This is a genomic window from Paraburkholderia aromaticivorans, from assembly GCF_012689525.1.
Classification (GTDB): Bacteria; Pseudomonadota; Gammaproteobacteria; order Burkholderiales; family Burkholderiaceae; genus Paraburkholderia; species Paraburkholderia aromaticivorans_A.
The window spans coordinates 637953-657678 of record NZ_CP051514.1 but is presented as its reverse complement, the minus strand read 5'-3'; the positions used below and the strand labels follow the sequence as shown (position 1 = coordinate 657678).

Here is a 19726-nt window from a genome sequence, read left to right as displayed (position 1 = left end):
TCAAGCCTCCGCGCGCGGGTTGATGTCCAGTGCTCGCGCCACGCACGAGGCGGGCTTTGACTGGATCAGTTCGACGGCGAGGCCATCGGGCAGACGTAACCAGTTGCGCCCCTGCGGCATCTCGCTAACTTCGTACCGCTGCGCTGCGGCGAGCGCGGCTTCCATGTCTTCGCACATGACACCCAGGTGGCCGAGCCGGCCCTCAGGCGCGTCATGGTTTGGGTTATGTATGAATTGCAGGCCGCCGAGCGTCCAATACTGGCGAGGTTCATCGACTGTGCCGTCGACCTCGCGCATCGTCATGCCCAGCACGTCCTCAAAGAAGCGGATATGCCAGTGGATGTCCTTCACCCAGATGGCCACGTGTTCCAGATAAGCCTTGCTGCCGTTCATGCGGTTGTCTCCTTTTTTTGTCGATCGGCCATGCAACGCTCGATGCCCTTGACACAGGCAACGAGCGTCGCGTTGACCGGGGTCGGCACGCCGTGCCGTTGTCCCCAGCGCACGACTGCGCCGTTGATAAAGTCGATTTCGGTGATGGATCCTTTTTCGAGGCTTTGCAGCATCGATGTCTTGAAGCCCGACGAAAGTCCTTCGCCGGCCAGGGTCCAGGCGCGCTCAGGATCAGTGGTGGAGAGAGTGACGCCAGCGGCGTCGGCGACCGCGATCGCTTCGGCGACCGCTGCGAGTGCAGCGGTCTTCAAAAGCGGTTCGTCGTAAAGCTGGCCATAGGTGAGCCCGGTCGTGCCCGTGAGTGCGCCAGTCGCGACGTTGACCAGCAGCTTGTCCCACATCGTGCCGACGATATTGGCGCTGACGATCGTGTCCAACCCCGATGCGTTGAACGTTTCGGCAATCGCATTCGCGCGTGAGGTAATCCGGCCGTCCAACTCGCCAATGTGAGTCGCTTTGCCGACGACGCCCGACTCGATGTGCCCCGGACTGCGCATCACGCCGCCGACATAAGTTTTGCCAGCCAGCACACGCTCTCGCCCGACGATGTCGGCAAGCACGTCTTCATGTCCAAGCCCGTTCTGCAATGACAGAACCAGCGTGTCGGGTCCAATCAGTGCGAGTGCGCCGCGCATCGCAGCGTCGGTATCGAATGACTTGACCAGCACGACAACCAGATCGACGCCGCCGGCTTCGGCAGCCCGTGTCGTCGCATGAACTTTCACGCGACGCGAGCCATTCGTATCGTCGACCTGTAGACCGTCACGCCTCATTGCGTCGACATGTGCCACCGAGCGGTTCAGCAACCAGATCTCGTTGCCACCTTCGGTTAGCGCTGCACCAATCGCACAACCCAGTGCACCAGCACCCAGAATTGCAATTTTCACTGCCGTCTCCTTAACATGAAGATCAAGATACAAGCCGTGGATCATGTCGGCAATGCAATGAATTTAATTACGTCATTGCCGTGGATAATAATGGTGCTGCGAATGACCGTCGGTCTTCGAGACCATTTGGAAAGCGCTGATAAGGTTCGATGTACCCAATGGCCGAGGTTTCCGGCGTTTCATCGACGCCGTGCGTGGGCATGCAGCAGTACGGTGCCGATCCCGCTGACGGCAATCACGAGCATGCCGACGGCGGTCCAAAGGTCGGGGACCTTGCTGAAGAGCACCCAGCTAAAAAGCGTCGCGAATGCAAGCTGCGCGTAGCCGAAAGGGGTGAGGAGAGCGAGCGGCGTTCTGCGCAACGCTTGTAGCATCAGCAGATGGCCGAAGGTCGCGAGAGATGCCATCACGAGGACCAGCAGCCAACTGCCAACCGTCACTTTGCGGATTTCAGGCAGGAGGTCAGCTTGACCAACCCATAGAAGTCCAGCGAGCGCGATACTCGCGACCAATGCGGTGATGAAATTGGTCGTGATCGGGTCGCCGGCCGTCGACAGTTTGCTCGACACGACCTGAAAGCATGCGAAAGTCGTGGCGCCGCCGATCGGATACGCCACTGCCCAGCTAAAGTCACCGCTGCCTGGTCGCACGACGATCAACATGCCGATGAAGCCCAGAACAACCATTGACCATTTGCTCTTCGGCACTTTCTCGTTGAGGAGGGTAGCCGCCAGCAGCGTCGCAATGAGTGGCGCCATCATCGCGAGCGAAGTGGCGACGGGAAGCGGCAAATAGCGCAGGCCCGCAAATGTACTGGCCGAATTGAGAAGAAGCAGCAACGCGCGCAGGAGTTGCAGTTTAAGCACACCGGCGTTGCGCAAAGGGTTGATGCCCTGCCTTGCCTGCCACGTGGCGAGAGCGACGGCCTGGAAGCTGTAGCGTCCGAGGAGCAGGGCGACCAGCGGCACCGCGCCGCCGATGACCTTGACAGTGGAATCGCTCGCGGCAAACGTTGCTGTCGTGCCGATCATCAGCACAATGCCAGCCTCGGCGTTCATCGGGAGCGTGATCTGGCGTTTCAAATGGATGCCTGTGGTAACGCTACCTGATCAGCAGCACTGGAATTCGGCAATCAGCGTTATGCATTCGGACCACGGCTACGGGAGTGGGCGCAGGCTTTCGTTGCCGTGCACCCGTTCCCGCAAAAAAGAGCAGCATGGTCCGCTAGCGTGCCTGCAGCGCGGCCTTGGCGACTCGCAAGTCGTCCAGGGTTTGTGCCCGTAACTGATCGTATTGTTCCTTCGGGATCGGGAGTGCAGCGCTGTTGCCCAGATCATCCAGTCGCACGCGATACGTTTCTCGCGCGCTCCACGCGGCCAGCGCCGAAATGATCGTCAGCCCAAACGTAATCGATCCGACGATGAGCGGAATATTGTTCGATCCAGGCGGAGCCACGGCAGCAAACAGTGCCGGAAGCAGGGCGGTGATGGTCGTGCCCAGATTCTGCGCGATGGCCATGGCCGAGACGCGTGATCGGGTCGGAAACAGCTCCGGGTAGTAGCTAGGAAAGATCGCGTTATAGCCTTGATAAACGACGCCCCACATGAGTATCGACATGAGGAACGCGAACGGCAGGTTGTGAATGCTGATCGCGTACAGATACCCGAATGAAAACAGACCGGACGATAGCGCGCCGACCATGATCGGAATCCGGCGGCCGATGCGATCGGAGAGGTTGCCGACGTACGGAATCACCAGAACCGCCACGATGTTGCCGACGACTGGAATCCACAAGTACACGCTTTTGTGAAAGCCGATGCCATACGAAGCCTGCACCGCATAGGCCGCCCCGAAGACCGTTGCGACGACCGGAATGACGTTCATGAATGCCATGCCTACGACCCGGATCATGTCGCGCCAGCTGTATTTGAACGCTTCGATAATCGGTGCGCGCGCCACCTGACCCTGCTGATCTTCTTTCGCGAACGCGGCCGTTTCCTCGACTTCACGACGGATGATGTAGCCCGCCAGCAACACCACCGCGCTCAACAGGAATGGAATGCGCCAGCCCCACGAGACGAATGATTCTTCAGGCATGTAGTACGCGAGCGGCAGGAACACGGCAGCAGCGAGAATCTGCCCGGCTTGCACACCTTGCAGCGTGAAGCTGGCGAAGTAGCCGCGTCGGCCAAACGGAGCCTGCTCCATGATCATCGAACTGGCACCCGAGATTTCTCCCGCTACCGCGAAACCCTGCACGAGACGCAGGATCACGAGCAGTGCCGGGGCGAGCATGCCGACCGAATGATAGGTCGGCAGAAGGCCAACAGCCATGGTGGAGAAGCCCATCATGAACATGCACAGCAGCAGGACGGTTTTGCGTCCCTGGGTATCGCCCCAGTGGCCGAGAAAGAACGCACCGATCGGTCGAGCCACATAGCCGACGCCGTAGGTCGCCAGCGAGGCAACTATGGCGATCTTCGGGTTGCCTGAGGGGAAGAAGATTTGTGGAAAGATTAGCGCGGCGGCCTGCGCATAAATGAAGAAGTCGTAATATTCAAGCGCCGACCCTATCCAGCCGCTGGCTCTCGCTTTCCTCGCCTGTTTGCGTTGTTTCGCACTGGGCGGACCCTCGCCAGTACCGCCCAGCGACTGAGATTTTCTTTCCATGACGTCTCCTGATTTTTTAAGTTGGCCGGAGCAGCATCGCCGGCTGCATTCTCGGTGATTCAAATTGGTCGATCTTCGACCTGCAGTTCAAGATACGAGCGGATGTTCATTCTCGCAATGCTATGATTGCAATGACGTCATTGCGTTACACAATAGTCCTATGAACTCAACCGAACTCCCCGATCTAAAGCTGCTGCAGTTATTCGATCTTCTTTACGACATACGCAGTGTCACCCGCGTAGCTGAGCAGCTTGGGCAGAGCCAGCCAACGATCAGCATCTGGTTGGGACGGTTGCGGGAGCATCTGCAGGACCCGCTATTCATCCGAACGCCGGCCGGCATGGCGCCGACGCCACAGGCCGACGCACTGATCGGGCCTTGCCGGGAAATTCTGGAATCGCTGCGGCGCTTCGCGGCCTGGGAAATTGCGTTTGATCCCGCCACCGCCAAACGGCGGTTCCGGATCTGCATGACCGACGCCAGTCACATCACGTTATTGCCGCGAATGCTCGCGCATGTGCGCGTGCAGGCACCGGGTATACGCCTGGAAGCGGCGCGTATAGACGGCAATACTGAACGTGCGCTGGAATCGGGCGAGGCAGACCTTGCAATTGGGCATGTACCCTGGCTTGGAGGCGGGATTTATCAACAGCAGCTTTACATGCAAGACTGGGTCTGTCTGACGAATCGCCATCATCCGAGACTGAAGAGCAAGCTCGGGCTTAAGCAGTACCGCGCCGAGGGACACGTCGCGATCACAGCGGGGACAGGCGCGCAGCTTCTGGAGCAGGCTCTGGTGCGTGAACACATCGAACGCGAGGTGGTGTTGGAATTACCTGGGTTTCTCGGACTCGGGGCGATCATCAAAAGCACCGACCTGATAGCGACGCTGCCCCGGCACATTGGCGAAACGCTGGCGAAGATCAATGATCTGGCGGTTCATCCCTGTCCGGTTCCGGTGGATAGCTTCGCGGTGCGGCAGCACTGGCACGCCAGATATCATCACGAAGCGGGAAACCGCTGGTTGCGAAGTCTGGTCGTGCAACTGTTTTGCAGCGCAGGTTGATGACAAACGACCCGAGTTGACGCTCGTAATACTTACGAGAAAATGATCGCACTCGCGCTTCATTGCTATCTGTTTAATCAATTGTCGCAGCGGCCGTTTCACTTCGGAAAACGGGCGTTTGGGATGTGGCGAACTGACGGTCCGAGTTAGGTCGATGGCGGCCGATCGTCCGTCGCTTGCGAAAATTCGAGGTCTGCAGCGGTGCCTGGACGTTCAGAGAATCTTCAGCCTCCGGAGTTCGCCCATCGTTGGTGATCGCTAAAGAATCAACGCGGCGATGTATTCTGATAGAAGCGCGCGCGGAATGTTCGCCGGAACATCAGCGACCAGTTGTGCAGGCACGGTCCCGATGAACGCCCGCGGGTCAGACGCATGGCTGTATTCGTAGCTGGCGTGGATGTCCATGATGTCGGAGCGGTTCGAAGGTCTGGTGGCCGGCTGAGGGCTCCGGAATCAGCGTGAAAGAAACTTGACATAAAATTCTTTTCCAGCTGTACGGTCACTAAACATGGCCACCCAGAATTTTCTGGGTGAATCTTGGTATGTATGGCTTGGTGTTGCGTTGCTTTGGTTTTTCGGATTTTCTTTATATTTCAACGGGTAAGGCGGCCGAGTTATCCACAGGACAACCACCTTTTGGGGCATTGCCTGTTGCGCACAGGCAGCCCCGGTTTTTGTTGCGATTCGACGCAACAGGATTTCACCTAAGATCGCTCTCTTGCCGCCCTGTTGTTGCGCGCTCGGCTGCCCGCTAGCCGACCTGCGTCTTGGGGTTCACGCCGAGGCGCCACAGCACGTCGATATTTTTGAGATAGACGGCGACGTCTGCGCGTGATGCGTGGATGATCGAATGGTCCTGACCATCGACGCTATCGACCTGCGCGGTCCACGGGTCCTCGAGGCACTGGCAGATGTCGTTAATGTTGTTGCGATACTGTTCCAGCCTGTCCGCTTCCCAGTTCCGCACGACGTCGGGTGCCAGAAGCACAGTCAGTACACCTTTTCTTTCTCCGATATACCGTACCGGGGGAAGCAGGGCGCCGATGTAAAGCACCATGGCCGCGTCGATCACGCGATCATCGTGGTCTTCATCCCAGATAACGGCGAAGTCGAGAAACGCGCACCGCTCGATCCGGTTCAACAACTCGTCATGCCAGACCGGTGCACGCAGCACGGAGTAGTGGGTGCCGCGGCCGAGGTTACCAACCGGGTGCGCCTCGTCATGCAGCGTCTGGAAGAAGTGGCAATAGGACATCTGATGCTCCTTTCGGGAGGAATGCAGCTTCCGCTGCGAACCCCGGCCATTTCGCGGCCGGGGGGATCGGGCAAGAACTATCGTTTGATCTTTTTCCCATCGCGCTCTACCGGCATGGCCGAGACCGGTGCAGCCGGTATGGCGCCGAGTTCTGCCAGCTTGTCACGGGCGTCCCGGTGAGATTCATAGAATTTCGCCCACCTGCTGAAGCCGCCGAGTTCGCCGACCGCGCGCAGCATCGCAAGGTGCGAAGCAGTCAACAGTTGCACAGTGGCTTCGAGTTCTGCAATCCGGATATCCTTGTCGGCAAGCGATGCTGCGGTATCTGTGCCCGAGCGTTTGGCAACACGGACGCGCCAGCGTCGGTAGTCGGCCTGCCGCTGCTGATATTGAGCAATCAGCCTGCTGCGCGACTCACTGCGGGTGATCGACGATGCTGCCTTGATGGTCGGATGCGATCGTGCAACGGCGCGCGCCGTGATGTCTTCATCATCTGCCAGCAGCGTTTCGAGAATCTCGCGCATCTGGTCGTCGTCGCTGGACGGTATGGTTTCGTCAGGTTCAGTCATCAAGTACTCCGCGTTGCCGGGGCAATGACAGGTCAACGCCATCCGGGAAGGGATGTTCGCCCGCTGGTGTTGCAAGAAGTTTCTGTACGCCGGCCAGCCGCTTCTCTGCGTGGTCAAGCTGGTTCTGCCAGCCGATGCTGGTCGATGGTCTGGCCTTGATCGACTCGAGGGCAAGCTTGAACTTGCCCTCGAGCCGGATCAGGTTCTGCCGGTTCTCGGGCAGATCGGTGGCCGACAGGTGGCGGCAGTCCGCGAAGCACTCGAGATGTTTAGGGCAGGGATCGACCGTAAACGAATTCAGGCAATGCCCATACGGTGTGGCATGGAAACCACCGGTTTCGGCACGAAGGTATTCATACGCGGTCGTGTCGCCCTCCGTTGCCTGAATGCGCCGGAACGCATCCACGATCGGGCCATTGGCTTTGCCGCCCTTGATGAGCCTGGCAACCGTGCCGGCTTTTTCACCGAGCATGATCTCGATATCCTGCGGAATCTCAATCTGCTCCAGATCCTCGGCGAGGCTGCGATGATCGTACTCGTAACTCTGGGCGACGCTGCGCCGGTTGAAGCGCTTCGAGATGATGGTGTCGGCGACGCCCAGCCGGAACAGCTCGGTGTTTTGCAGATGACGCAGCACGTGCGACTCGATCTTCAGGGCCCGGTCTTCGTCAGTCTGTCCGTATTTTTCGAACAGTGACGGCAGATGTTGCGCGTCGCCAAGCGCCTGTCCGATGAACGTCGGGTCTGGACGGTTGACTGCCAGATAACGCGTCACGTCGCACAAGCCATCGTTGCGCTCCTCGGCGAGCGAGCGCTTGGGCTGCACGAACAGAAACTCCCATGGCTGCACGACACCGACCGCAAGCGGCAATGGGGTGATATCCGATACCTTCGTTGGCGTTTTGAGCCGGATATGCTCTTCAAGTTCTCCAACGTGCAGATGCGTCGTGTGCCATTCCATACGTTCAGGAAGACCAATGGGAGAGCCGTTCCCGTGGCGGAAACGCATGCCAGTCTTGCCCTCGCGCATCGCCTTTACCAGACGATTTCCGAACTGATAGACAGCCATATTGAGCCTAACGTCACCACTGCGACGTCGTTCCAGCTGATGGCCGTGCAACTCAATGAGTACCGCAGGATCGAAGTCGTTACGGTAGCGTTCGATGAACGGCTCCTGCTCGATATCCAGCCAGAACGGGTTTCCCATCAACCGCGTATAGACTTCGATGACGGGCACGAGGCTGTCGGCCGGGTACCACGGGAGCAGACGCCCCGTCTGGCATTGCAGCTTCAGCGTCGCGCGTAGCGGATCTGTGAGCTTCGCGACGTGGTCAAGCGTCTCGGTCAGCAGGGCCCGGAACATGTCGGGAACAGGCTGGGTGTTTTCACGCAGGATGCGGCTGTCTGACGCCTCGTCCTGCTGCTTTTCCGCGAAGTGCCGCGCCATCAGTGACGTCGAGATTCCACCGGCGTCGCCGGCAGGCCGGCCCTTTGAGTCCAGATACGTCCGCTCGCGCTTCCAGTCCACCGGCAGCAGGGCAGCTTCGCCCGCACGCATGCCGGTCACGATCATTGTCCGCACGACGGCGAACCGCAGATCGTCCATGAACGTACGCGGCTTCTCGGTCATCACGATTCGGGCCAGTTCCCAGAACGCCCTGCGTTCGGGTAGCCGCTCGTCGCGCTTGCGCGCCTCCAGGTCGACGCGCAACTTCTCCCGCGACCAGGTATGTTTCGCCTTGATCGCGCCCTTGCCCTTCATCCGCGGAACGGCCAGCGACGAGTACAGCGGGCCCGCATCGCAGAGGTGCTGGGCATCAAGAATCACCTTGACGATACCGATGACCAGATCGCCCAGTTTGCCGCTGGCCTGTATCGCCGCGCCGATGCGAATCGCGATACGCAGATCATCAGCGGTCAGTTGCCAGGGATCCTTATCCACGCATGTTGCAACCACCCGGAGCGGTCGCGCGATGTGCTGCATGACGTGTCCGGTGGTGTTGCGTTTGAACAGCAACTGTTCGGCAACGGCCGCCTTGATGAGATCCTGCCAGGCGGCAGATAGCGGGCGTCGGGGCAGCGGCGTCAGGCCCAGCTCGGCGCGCTCCGCATTGACGGTCGCCAATGCCTTCGCATCGGCTCCCAAATCTCGCAGGTAATGGGTCGGCGGCGGTACGTCGCCGGCAACGATGGTGATGTTCCAACCGACACCGTCGCATGCAGCGCCTGTTTCGTCGAGAGGCATGTCCCATGACAGGCCTTTGCCATGGGCCAGCGTTTTGCCCAGGTCGATAAATGCGGAGTAGTGTGGATTCATCGGGGTTCACGTTCCAGTTCCACGATGACCGCCTGTATCTCAGCGATCGTGCGCTGCAACTGCAGATATGCCGGCGACCGGGTGTCGCCGCGGGAACTCTGGTCGAAGAAGATCACCACTTCGCGCATCTCGGCCAGCACGCGCTCATGCATCGCCTTGTCGTGCAGGGGCATGAACTTCCTGCATCCATAGCAAGACGTGATCGGGTTATACGGGCAGGCAGGCTGTCCCGACGTACAGCCACCGATACCTGCAATCGGGATGCCGTGAGGCACACCAGCGATCTGCTGCTCGCCTTTGAGCAAGGTGAGCTCTTCCGGGGAGATGAACCGGTCGTGCGCGAGCTTTGCGACGCGCCGGTAGACGTCCGACGCACCGAGCGCCCGGTCGACCCGTTCCGCGTGGGTGGCAGATGTCGCGTAGTACACCAGCCCCGTCTGTGTGTGCGAATGGCCCAGAAACTCGGCTAGCTCTTCGTGGCTCGCGCCGGCGTCGACGAGTCGTTGGGCAGCAGTGTGACGAAGGTCCGTAGGCGTACCGTGATCGCTTGAGCCAATCAGCTTCCTTACCGCTCCGGCAATCCGGCGTCCGGCATCCTGGGCAGATTCGATCGCGAAGAAGCGGGCTGAACCGGGCGCGCTTTCGACCTGTCGTTTTGCGTACAAGGAAGCGAAGATCGGAGCCCATTCACGCTTGACCTTGCGAGTCAGAGGCCTCCTCCGGGACTCACTTTTCTGCTTGGCCATGTGGAAGGTAAGATGGACCGTTGGCATTGGATCGGATACGTCGTGCCAGATACGCACATTGCGCATTTCCAGTTTCGCGATCTGAACGGGCGCATGCCAAACTGGTAGGCGCACAGCAACATGCCTGCCTCATCCAATGCCGGAGGTAATGCTTCCGCTGCGTGCCCGGATTCCGTGGCAACCTGATCGGCAATGCTGTCCAGGTAACGAACAATGCACGCTTCCTCGTCGACTGAGAGAAACGCGTCTCCAGATCGAACGCCCGCATAGGCGTCCCCTGCTGGCCAGGGGAGTGCACTCAGGAACTCCAGATACGATTCAGACCAGCCGTTCAACCGATGGCGACATAGCATGCGAAGAACCGTCTTGACGCACGAGTAGGCCGTCGTAGGTATGTCCCGCGAGCGCAGGATCGTCCACAGCCGGAGGATTCCGGTCGGCGTTGCGCTCAGCACCGATGCCATCTCGTCGCGGCTGACATGCAAGCCACCGCCTACGGCATGGAGAACCGTAGACATGCTGAGGTCCTCGCCGAGCACAAATGCGAAGACCTGTTTTAGAAGTAACCCGTAGGCCTTCCCAAACCGGGCAAAGTCAAATGCCCCTCTCGAGCCATCGTACATGTATTCGAACGAATCGGAACCTTCGGGATCGGGTATTGACCTCACACAGTCATCGAATTCATCGTAGTAGCGGATGACAGGAGGCAGAATGGGCAGGGCAGCCAACACCCTCTCAATAGGGTCGTTCTGCCCCGCGTCCAGAGAGCGAAACAGTTCGCTCGACATCTGCGACCCGCTCATGTCAATGCCCCTTTGGTAGGGCGCGTAGGAGGGCAACCCGATCATCAAAGGCATCGTTCCAGACATTCGCAAGTCGATCCTCGAATACGGCACGGGCGTAGCGCGATGGCATGACCGATTTACTTGACCAGCCGAAGAAGGTCCGCATTTTTTGAAGGGCCACGTCCATTGAATCGCCTTGCTCGAGCAATTGATGGAGTCGAACGACCGCACACGAGTGGCGTAGATCGTGAGGTGTTACGGATTCCTTACCAGTCCGATTCTGCAGCTCATTCAATACGTCAGACGGCAGGCAGCGCGACACCTGGGCAAACGCCTTTGTCAGCGTTTCGGTGGCGAGCGGCATATTGGATTGAGCGTTCAGCAGGAACGGGTGATCGGGCCGGCCGCGATAGTTTTCTACGTAGGTCTCTACTATGGTGGCCGTTAGCTGACTGACGGGCACCTGCCGGACGGAGTGCACAGTTTTGATCGAAGGTTTCGAATACCGTGGGTCGCCATCGTCATCTTCATACTCGTTTTCCTGAACATTGAGCCAGTACCGAGTCCTGTTCTGCTTCTGGTCATAGGCGCTTTTCACCGCGTCCGCAGGAAGCAGCAGGATCTCGCCTCGCCGCAGCCCCTGATGCAACATCAGCACAAATGCGACGTAAACACGCCAGCGCGTTTTCATGCGTAGAAACGGATTTTGGGAGCATTCTGGATCAAGCAGCGCGTACAGCGCTTCGACAGTACTCGCTGGAAGCGATCGGACCGCGTCCGCGGCAGCGCTCCTGCGAACGTGCAACTGGCTATAAAGCGAAGACAGCCGGTGCAATCGCTGCTCAATGTGCCTGAGCCGATCGTCGGCGCGCCGGGCGCTGGAAAGCCAGGTGATGACGTCTGTTACAAACCCCAGGCCAGTCTGCCAGCGATTTTCGTCCGCACTGGTTACCGCCGGTTGATTGCGGATCGAGATGAACCACGATTCGAGAATTGCCGCCAGTGTCTCGTCGTCAAATCCACTCAGGGCATCATCAAGCGCGCCGACGCCAATCAGGTTATCCGCATGCTGATACAGATTTTCAACGTACCGAAGCTTCTGCGTGAGCGTTGAATCGGCGAGCTGTGCTACCGACGTTGCCGACCAAATCGCAGACCAATAGCGTGGTATGCCAGATTTGCCGACCAACACCGGGCCACGAAGTGCAGCAGGAACAAGGTTGCTGTTGAGTTGATAAAACACGGGCCGCTCGCGAGGAATACGCAACGGCCAAATCTACCATTCACCGTGTGTCAGATTGCTGACTCGTTGCGCTTCCATGCAACACTTTCAAACTGACCACATAGGTTGATAATTTATCTTATGTCAAATATCGACGCGGGAAACGACGTGGCGGTCCTGCAAACCGACGGCTGCGGAACGGAGCGGTTTTTCGTGAAAGCCTGTTTCATTCGCGAAACAGGCTTTCCCTTCTGTGCCATCTGAACGCCAGTTTCGCCGACTTGGATCTCCCGCTGCACGTCCTATACTGGAAGGGAGCCGCGCGGAAGCCGGCCCCTGAAGCAGTAGCGGACGAGAAATCGTTCATTGGGGCGCGGTAGCGGGGCCACGGAAACGCCTGCGTGAATAGCGCGGGCGTTTTCTTTGGAACCCCGATGAACCACACACCGCAAGTGTCGGCATGTTCACCAGCGCTGATCTTACGGGTCCCAGGCCATTCACTGGCATCGTCTCGGGCCCGGATCCTCCCTGATATGTGCGAAGTATGGCTACGTGCACATGCGCGGGTGCAAGGCTACTTGCCCCGGTCACACCCCGCGCAGGCGGGCTAATGCCCCGCTTTGTCATGCCCGATGGTCAGCGGTCCTGCCTTGTGTCCCATACCCGGAGCACGAAGATTGTGCTGGGAGGGTCGGCGTATGCGGGTTTGATTTCGAGATGGATTTCGTATCGCCCGCCCAGGCACACCCACTTGTGAACCTCGCGGGGCGGCGGGCCGTCGTATCCGTCCAGTTCTTCCCCGAGCCGGTGGTGGTGGTCCTCGCCCAGCTTCTTCGCTTCGGCCAACAGTGCCTTAACTACCTTTCGCGCCACTGTGACGTCGTTGTAAAGCTTGACGTGGTCAGCGATTTGAGCGAGGTCGGACATGGCCTTGCTGGTCAGTTCAACGGGCACGGTCATGCACGCGGCACGGGCCGTTCGTTTTGCGTTCCGAGGCTATCCGCCCACTCTTCGGCTTGCTCCATCGAAACCACACGGCCTGCGTCAACGTCGTCCAAGCCCTCCTGGATCAGACGTCGCTTTTCCTTTTCACGCGCCAGGTACGCGATCAAGGCTTTCTTGATGATCCATTGCTTCGGGCGTTCGATCTGCTCGGCCAGGGCGTCAACCTCCTCGGCCAACGCCACGGGTACCTGCGCAGTCAGGGTCCGGGTTGTCGCTATTGCGGTCATTGCAAGCCAGATTATGAGTTTCCAATAGCTTCTATTATAAAACAATAAACCCACGGTGACGAATCGTCTGAAGGCGTGCGTCTTCCCGGGGTCGACGTACTTTTCGTGCATTTCTGGCGGTTTGTTTCTGGAAATCCTTATCGATCGACGAATTGTGGGCGTCGATTGCGCGAAAGCAGTGCGTCGCAAAGCCTTGCTGCGAGCGGCTCTGCGTGCGGCCACCGCCAGATTTCGCACGAATCGCACGATTAGCCCGGCATAGCGTTCGTCGTTGCATCAAGTTCTGGTGCGCCCGGTCAAGTACCAGCCCCAGTCGTCGAACTCACCATGCAACACCATCATTCATGCTCGGAATGGCCCTTCGCACCCTTACAAGCTGAGTGCGGCTCATACGGGGCGTCGCGATGAAGTTGCCCAGCAGGACCTTCCAGTTGGGCCGACGAACAAGGAGCGCCGGCCATCGTCACCGTCCAACTGATCCCGCAACGTAGTCATGAAGGTCAGCGGGCCGACTGCCTCGACCTGAACAGCGATGTTTGCGCAGCCGATATTGAAGTCGCAGAGATGCACGCGAACCTGCATCTCAGGAAAGCGGCCGGCGCTCGATGTACGGAACACGTATCCTTTGTCGTCCGGTCGCCAGAGCAAAATATATCGATTTGTGCGGTGCGTCCGATGCACGCTCACGACATGGAAACCTACATGCCACAGTTACTGCTGCGTGCTATACGGCAAAGGCTATGTTCTCCGTCACATTCCGCAGACAGGAAATTCGTCGGCTCCAGCCGTGTTTGGGTAATCCGAACGCCCCGTCATGTTGGCGTCCATGCGTTTGGAGTAAGCGGCCGATAGCCCGCAAAACTTTCTACTGCTCCCGGACCAGCACCTCATCAGCACACTGCTTCAGCCCCAGCAGAAAGGAATCCTTGCCATGCCCATTTGTCGAGGTCCAGAGAAGGTAAGCACGATGGCACACCTTGTGCTGTCTACTTCCGACGACGAGAGCCCCATCGCTCCGCCCCACTCCACACCTTGACTTTGAGCAGGCGCATGACATCACAAATCGAACTGGAAAAATCGCCGCTTTCATCCGGCGCCGACTACGAACAACTGGCCGCCACGTTCAGGCCGATCTTCGAGCGGATCGCGCAAGGCGCGCTCGAACGCGAACGCACACGAGCGCTGCCTTATGAGCAGATCATCTGGCTGAAGGAAGCCGGATTCGGCGCCGTCCGAGTGCCGGTCGAGTATGGTGGCGCCGGCGCGTCGCTACCGCAGCTCGTGCAACTCCTGATCGAACTGGCCGAGGCCGACTCGAGCTTGCCGCAAGCATTGCGTGGCCACTTCGCTTTCGTCGAGGACAGGATCAACGCCGCTCCCGGCGCTGCCAGGGAGAAATGGCTTCAACGCTTCGTGGACGGTGAAATCGTCGGCAATGCCTGGACCGAAGTCGGCGCAGTCAAGATAGGCGATGTGATCACACGCGTGTCGCGCGACGGCGACCAATGGGTTGTCAACGGCACCAAGTACTACAGCACCGGCAGCATCTTCGCCGACTGGATCGACGTCTACGCGCAGCGTGACGACAACGGCGGCGACGTCATCGCCGCGGTGAATACACGTCAGTCAGGCGTCACGCAAAGCGACGACTGGGACGGCTTCGGCCAACGCACTACTGGAAGCGGAACCTCGGTATTCGAAAACGCGATTGTCGACGAAGAGAACATCATCGACTTCTCCACGCGCTTCAAATATCAGACCGCGTTCTATCAGCTCGTGCTGATCGCGGTGATTGCGGGGACGGGCCGCGCGGCATTGCGCGACATCTCGCATGAGGTGCGCAAACGTACCCGTGTTTACAGCCATGGCAACGCGCCGCGCGTCAGCGAAGATGCTCAGGTGCAGCAGGTGGTGGGACAAATCGCGGCGCGCGTGTATGCCGCTGAGGCTGCGGCCGTGCGTGCGGCCGAACCGTCGCAAAGAGCGTACGAAACACGCTTCGGCACTGATCGCAATGCCGAACTGGCTGCAAACGTAGCCGCCGAAATTGAATCAGCCAAAGCGCAGGTGGCCGTGGCGGGTCTGATTCTCCAGGCGACCACCGACCTGTTCAACGCGCTCGGCGCGTCGGGTACGAGCGAAAACAAACTATTGGACCGTCACTGGCGCAACGCTCGCACGGCGGCATCGCACAATCCGCTCATTTACAAGGAACGGATCGTCGGCGACTGGGAAATCAACGGCAACGAGCCGCCCTTTGTCTGGCAGATCGGCAATAGCACAACGGCGGCATAGGGCGCGACATCGAGCGGACTGGTCTCGCGGCCGATCCGCTCCGATCTCCGAGAACACACGCAATAAACTGCCTCGACGACTCCACGCGTGAGCTACTTCTGCGCCGAAATCTGCTTTGCGCGAATCAGGCGCGCCCGCAATACATTGCGGCTAATGCCGAGCAGCCTCGCGGCCTGAATCTGGTTCCGGTAGCAGAAGTCGAACGCCACGCGCATGACGGTGTCTTCAATCTGTTCGAACAGGTTGCCTTCCGCGTTATCGAACAGATGACGCAACGCCGCCTCCAGCTCTCCAAGCGATGTCGTCGCCGCCGGTTCGTTGGCCGCTCGCCGCGCCCCAGCTATCCCGAACGACGACATCTGCAGATCGCCCTCGCCCAGTGAATCACCGCGGCACACAAGTAGCGCGTAATGGATAACGTTTTCAAGTTCGCGAATATTGCCCGGCCAACCATGTTCCAGCAGCTTGCGCTCCGCGTGCGGGTCAATATCGACGGCACCATATCCCAGCCGGTTCCGATATTCTTCAATGAAGTATCGGGCCAGCGGCAAGATATCGCCGGGCCGGTCGCGCAACGTCGGCACGGCCAGATGCACGACATTCAGCCGGTAAAACAGATCCTCGCGGAAATGCCCCGCCGCCACGGCGTCCTGCAGATGCACGTTGGTGGCGGCCAGCACGCGCACATCGATCGGAATGCTCCGGCGCGAACCGAGCCGCACGATCTCGCGTTCCTGCAGCACGCGCAACAGCTTGACCTGCATCGGCAGCGGCAGGTCACCGATTTCATCGAGAAACAGCGTCCCGCCATTAGCCGCTTCGAACCAGCCGGGTTTCGCGCAGAACGCACCGGTAAACGCGCCCTTCTCGTGGCCGAACAATTCCCTCTCCACCAGCGACTCGGAAAACGCGCCGCAATTGACCGCGATAAACGGGCCGTCCTTGCGGGCGCTCAGGTTGTGCACATGACGCGCGACCAACTCCTTGCCAGCGTCGTTATCGATGCAGTTTCTACGTCAGCAATCCCGCCACCCGACGTCTCTCAGGCGGCAGACCAGTCGATGACTGAAAGACTGAAGGCGTCCCTTCCCACTCGCCGCTGCTGCTCCAGCAGCAGCGGCGAGACCATCCTGCTTCACCAGCTTCATACGTCAGCCTGCAATCGTTCCATGCCACCGCGATATGCGGGCGGGAAACAGACTCAAAGCAGACTCAAACGGTTATGCCCTTTGGCTCAGCGTACTGATCGAGGCAGATCGGCAGATGCGCCGCGGGCATGGTCTGTCTGCGCAAAAGCGATGGCACGGTATTCGCTAAATAGGTTGCAGTCCAGATTAATTAGTTTCCCGATTGAAAGGATTGTTCGCATGAGCAACAGATTGAAAGTGGTCGCCGTGTCCGGTGGATTACAACGGCCGTCACGCACCCTCGTCGTGGTCGAACGTGTGCTCGCCGCACTCGGCAACGCAGTGCCGGTCGACACGCATCTCGTCGACCTCGGCCAGATCGCCCCGAGTCTCGCCGGCGCGGTTCATCGCGCGCAGGTGCCTGCCGACGTGGAGACGCATATCAAGGCCATTGAATCGGCCGACCTGCTGGTGGTGGGAAGCCCGGTCTACCGTGCGTCGTACACGGGACTCTTCAAGCATCTGTTCGATCTCGTGCATCACGAGGCGCTCTTCGATGTGCCGGTTCTGCTCGCCGCGACCGGCGGCAGTGATCGTCACGCGCTCGTCATCGATCATCAGTTGCGTCCGCTGTTCAGCTTTTTTCAGGCGCGCACGCTGCCGGTCGGCGTGTACGCGTCCGAGGCGGACTTCAACGGCTATGCCATTTCAAGCCCGGCACTGGAAGAGCGCATTGCGCTGGCGGTGACGCGCGCGCTGCCCTGGCTGCATGCGGGCCGCCTCCCCGATTCGTTTGCGCAAGCCGCGACACTGGCTGCCTAAGCCCCTTCACTCAACCATCAGGAACACCATGAGCCAGAACCCTTCTCACGACGACGACGTCAAGTTCGCCTACTGGGTGCCCAACGTCAGCGGCGGCCTGGTTGTCAGCACGATCGAACAACGCACCGACTGGAGTCTCGAGTACAACCAGAAGCTCGCGCAAACCGCGGAGCAGGCGGGTTTCGACTACGCGTTGAGCCAGATTCGTTTCACCGCCGGGTACGGCGCCGAATATCAGCACGAGTCGGTTTCGTTCAGTCAGGCGCTGCTGCACGCCACCACCAAACTTAAGGTGCTCGCCGCGATTCTGCCCGGCCCGTGGAATCCCGCAGTCGTTGCCAAACAACTGGCCACGATCGACCATATTTCGAACGGCCGTATCGCGATCAACGTGGTGAGCGGCTGGTTCAAAGGCGAGTTCACGGCGATCGGCGAGCCATGGCTCGAACATGACGAACGCTATCGGCGTTCAAACGAATTCATTCAGGCGCTCAAAGGCATCTGGACGCAGGACAACTTCACCTTCAAGGGCGACTTCTACCGCTTCAACAATTACACGCTGAGTCCGAAGCCGGTTCAGAAACCTCATCCCGAGATCTTCCAGGGCGGCAGTTCACGCGCCGCTCGCGACAACGCCGCCAGCGTGTCCGACTGGTACTTCACCAACGGCAATACGTCGGAGAACCTCAAAGCGCAGATCGACGACATCCAGGCCAAGGCAGCCAGAAACAACCACAAGGTGCGCATCGGCGTGAACGCCTTCGTGATCGCGCGCGATACCGAAGAAGAAGCCAAGGCCGTACTGGCGGACATCATCAAACATGCGCACGTCGAAGCCGTGCATGCGTTCGGCGACGCGGTGAAGCAGGCCGGCAAGGCTTCGCCCGAAGGCGAAGGCAATTGGGCCAAGTCGAGTTTCGAAGACCTCGTGCAATACAACGACGGTTTCCGCACCAACCTTATCGGCACGCCGCAACAGATTGCCGAGCGCATTGTCGAATTGAAGTCAGTGGGCGTGGATCTCGTGCTGGCCGGCTTCCTCCATTTCATCGAAGAGGTGGAGTACTTCGGCAAGCGCGTCTTGCCGTTGGTGCGCGAGCTCGAACGCAAGCAGCAGGCAAAGGCTGCCTGATGACGGCGCACGCACAGCCGCCGACGCTGCCGGAGTGGCTGCGCCATCAGGCGCAGCGCCGGCCGCATGCCATCGCGTTGCGCCACAAGCGGCTAGGCGCATGGCACGCGTTGCCGTGGCAGGACGTGGCCACGGCGGTCGAGCGACTGGCCGCCGGTCTCGCGCAACGCGGTTTTACCGCGGGCGACGCCGTGCTGCTGGTCAGTCCTCCGCGTGAAGAGGCGCTGCTATTGTCGCTCGCGGCTCAGTGGAACGGTGGCGTGGCCATCCCGCTCGATCCGCAAATCGCCGACGGCACGTTGCGCGCGGCGCTCACGCAGCTCGCGCCACGCTTCGTGTTCGCCGCAGACGACAGCCAGTTGGACCGTCTGCTCGCGCATGACGGATTGCGCGTGATCGACGCCAACCCGCGCAACCTGTCGCCTCATCCGCATCCTGCTGTCACTGACTATCGCGCACTGTCGATCCTGCACGAAGGCCGCTTCACCTCGAGCGCGCGTCCTCACGACGACGCCTTCGCCTTCGTGCGTCTGGATGCGGACGGACAGCTCGTTGCGCAACGTTTCTCCCATGCGACGCTGATACGCGAAGCAGAGCAACTCATCGGCAAGGAGAAGCTGACCGCGCTCGACGAGGCGTTCGCCGCGCGCGCCTTTGCGGCGGCCTCACAGGCGCGCTACCTGATCGCGCCCTGGGTAGTGAGCGGATTCCGCCTGAATTTTCCGGAGTCGCTGGCGACACGCGACAACGATCGCCGCGAACTCGCGCCGACGCTGGTGGCCGGCACGCGCGAAACCTACGCGCGGGTGGCCCAGCTCGTCGATGAGCGCTTGCCGGGCATGCGCTCATGGCGCCGCCGCCTGATCAGCCGGGCGCGACGCAGACAGGGCGGCCCGCTCGCTCGCACCTTGACCTGGTGGCTCATCACCCGCCCGTTGCGCGAGGTGATCGGCTTTTCGCGCACCCATGCGGCGCTCGTCATCGGGCCGCCGCTCGACGAGACGACCGCATCGCTATTCAGCGCGTTGCGTGTGGACGTGCGCGCCTGGCCCGATACCGGCGAGTGGCGGCGCGTCGAGCACCCGCGCGAAGCTGCAACGCGTGAGCGTCATGGCGCGGACGGCGCGGCGGAACAACCGGCGTATTGA

18 protein-coding genes and 1 pseudogene are annotated in these 19726 nt (G+C 60.0%); 5 read left to right on the top strand and 14 right to left on the bottom strand.

Going from position 1 to position 19726, the window contains the following annotated elements:
- The 4 genes from HF916_RS03040 to HF916_RS03025 all read right to left on the bottom strand — a co-directional run bounded on the left by HF916_RS03040 (position 1) and on the right by HF916_RS03025 (position 4010).
- Complete coding sequence (locus HF916_RS03040; protein ID WP_168787759.1) at positions 1-393, bottom strand: VOC family protein; 393 nt, start codon at positions 391-393, stop codon at positions 1-3.
- Positions 390-1340: a ketopantoate reductase family protein gene (locus HF916_RS03035; RefSeq protein WP_168787758.1), complete on the bottom strand. Its 951-nt coding sequence runs from the start codon at positions 1338-1340 to the stop codon at positions 390-392. Before HF916_RS03035 ends, HF916_RS03040 begins: the two co-directional genes overlap by 4 nt.
- Positions 1341-1519: 179 nt before the next feature.
- Positions 1520-2422 (bottom strand): DMT family transporter, encoded by a 903-nt coding sequence (locus tag HF916_RS03030; RefSeq protein ID WP_346777708.1) that lies wholly within the window; start codon positions 2420-2422, stop codon positions 1520-1522.
- 142 nt (positions 2423-2564) lie between these two features.
- Positions 2565-4010: an MFS transporter gene (locus tag HF916_RS03025; protein ID WP_168787757.1), complete on the bottom strand. Its 1446-nt coding sequence runs from the start codon at positions 4008-4010 to the stop codon at positions 2565-2567.
- Positions 4011-4170: 160 nt separating this feature from the next.
- Here HF916_RS03025 and HF916_RS03020 point away from each other — a divergent pair, with 160 nt between their 5' ends.
- Positions 4171-5076, top strand: coding sequence for a LysR family transcriptional regulator (locus HF916_RS03020; RefSeq protein ID WP_168787756.1), 906 nt, complete (start codon positions 4171-4173; stop codon positions 5074-5076).
- Between the two features lie 258 nt (positions 5077-5334).
- Here the strand turns inward: HF916_RS03020 and HF916_RS03015 are convergent, their stop codons facing one another.
- The 9 genes from HF916_RS03015 to HF916_RS50250 all read right to left on the bottom strand — a co-directional run bounded on the left by HF916_RS03015 (position 5335) and on the right by HF916_RS50250 (position 13439).
- On the bottom strand, positions 5335-5481 hold the full coding sequence (locus HF916_RS03015) for a hypothetical protein (RefSeq protein WP_168787755.1): 147 nt from the start codon (positions 5479-5481) through the stop codon (positions 5335-5337).
- Positions 5482-5827: 346 nt separating this feature from the next.
- A complete protein-coding gene (locus HF916_RS03010; protein WP_168787754.1) occupies positions 5828-6331 on the bottom strand; it encodes a hypothetical protein in 504 nt (167 codons plus the stop codon).
- Between the two features lie 77 nt (positions 6332-6408).
- Entirely contained in the window at positions 6409-6900 is a 492-nt protein-coding gene (locus tag HF916_RS03005; RefSeq protein WP_168788971.1) for a hypothetical protein, read from the bottom strand.
- On the bottom strand, positions 6893-9217 hold the full coding sequence (locus HF916_RS03000) for a hypothetical protein (RefSeq protein WP_168787753.1): 2325 nt from the start codon (positions 9215-9217) through the stop codon (positions 6893-6895). The genes HF916_RS03005 and HF916_RS03000 overlap by 8 nt, the downstream gene beginning before the upstream one ends.
- Positions 9214-9963, bottom strand: a complete 750-nt coding sequence (locus HF916_RS50260) for a tyrosine-type recombinase/integrase (protein ID WP_240975327.1) — start codon at positions 9961-9963, stop codon at positions 9214-9216. The genes HF916_RS03000 and HF916_RS50260 overlap by 4 nt, the downstream gene beginning before the upstream one ends.
- A complete protein-coding gene (locus HF916_RS50255) occupies positions 9924-10766 on the bottom strand; it encodes a hypothetical protein (RefSeq protein WP_240975325.1) in 843 nt (280 codons plus the stop codon). Before HF916_RS50255 ends, HF916_RS50260 begins: the two co-directional genes overlap by 40 nt.
- Before the next feature lies 1 nt (position 10767).
- Complete coding sequence (locus HF916_RS02990; RefSeq protein ID WP_168787752.1) at positions 10768-11991, bottom strand: site-specific integrase; 1224 nt, start codon at positions 11989-11991, stop codon at positions 10768-10770.
- A 615-nt stretch (positions 11992-12606) separates the two neighbouring features.
- Positions 12607-12930 carry a type II toxin-antitoxin system RelE/ParE family toxin gene (locus HF916_RS02985; protein WP_168787751.1) on the bottom strand — a complete coding sequence of 108 codons (324 nt, stop codon included), beginning with the start codon at positions 12928-12930 and terminating at the stop codon, positions 12607-12609.
- Positions 12927-13439, bottom strand: a complete 513-nt coding sequence (locus HF916_RS50250) for a CopG family ribbon-helix-helix protein (RefSeq protein WP_240975324.1) — start codon at positions 13437-13439, stop codon at positions 12927-12929. Before HF916_RS50250 ends, HF916_RS02985 begins: the two co-directional genes overlap by 4 nt.
- 813 nt (positions 13440-14252) lie before the next feature.
- On the opposite strand from HF916_RS50250, the gene HF916_RS02975 reads away from it, so the two are divergent.
- The gene (locus tag HF916_RS02975; protein ID WP_168787750.1) at positions 14253-15497 is read left to right on the top strand and encodes an acyl-CoA dehydrogenase family protein; all 1245 of its coding nucleotides are present in this window, start codon (positions 14253-14255) and stop codon (positions 15495-15497) included.
- A gap of 92 nt (positions 15498-15589) precedes the next feature.
- Here HF916_RS02975 and HF916_RS02970 read toward each other — a convergent pair.
- Positions 15590-16498: pseudogene (locus HF916_RS02970) on the bottom strand (sigma-54 interaction domain-containing protein); the annotation flags it as partial.
- Between the two features lie 366 nt (positions 16499-16864).
- Here HF916_RS02970 and msuE point away from each other — a divergent pair.
- The 3 genes from msuE to HF916_RS02955 are packed head-to-tail and all read left to right on the top strand — an operon-like array spanning position 16865 to position 19726.
- The gene (gene msuE, locus HF916_RS02965) at positions 16865-17446 is read left to right on the top strand and encodes an FMN reductase (RefSeq protein WP_168787749.1); all 582 of its coding nucleotides are present in this window, start codon (positions 16865-16867) and stop codon (positions 17444-17446) included.
- 28 nt (positions 17447-17474) lie between these two features.
- Positions 17475-18578 carry a dimethylsulfone monooxygenase SfnG gene (gene sfnG / locus HF916_RS02960; protein WP_168787748.1) on the top strand — a complete coding sequence of 368 codons (1104 nt, stop codon included), beginning with the start codon at positions 17475-17477 and terminating at the stop codon, positions 18576-18578.
- Positions 18578-19726 (top strand): AMP-binding protein, encoded by a 1149-nt coding sequence (locus HF916_RS02955; protein ID WP_168787747.1) that lies wholly within the window; start codon positions 18578-18580, stop codon positions 19724-19726. The genes sfnG and HF916_RS02955 overlap by 1 nt, the downstream gene beginning before the upstream one ends.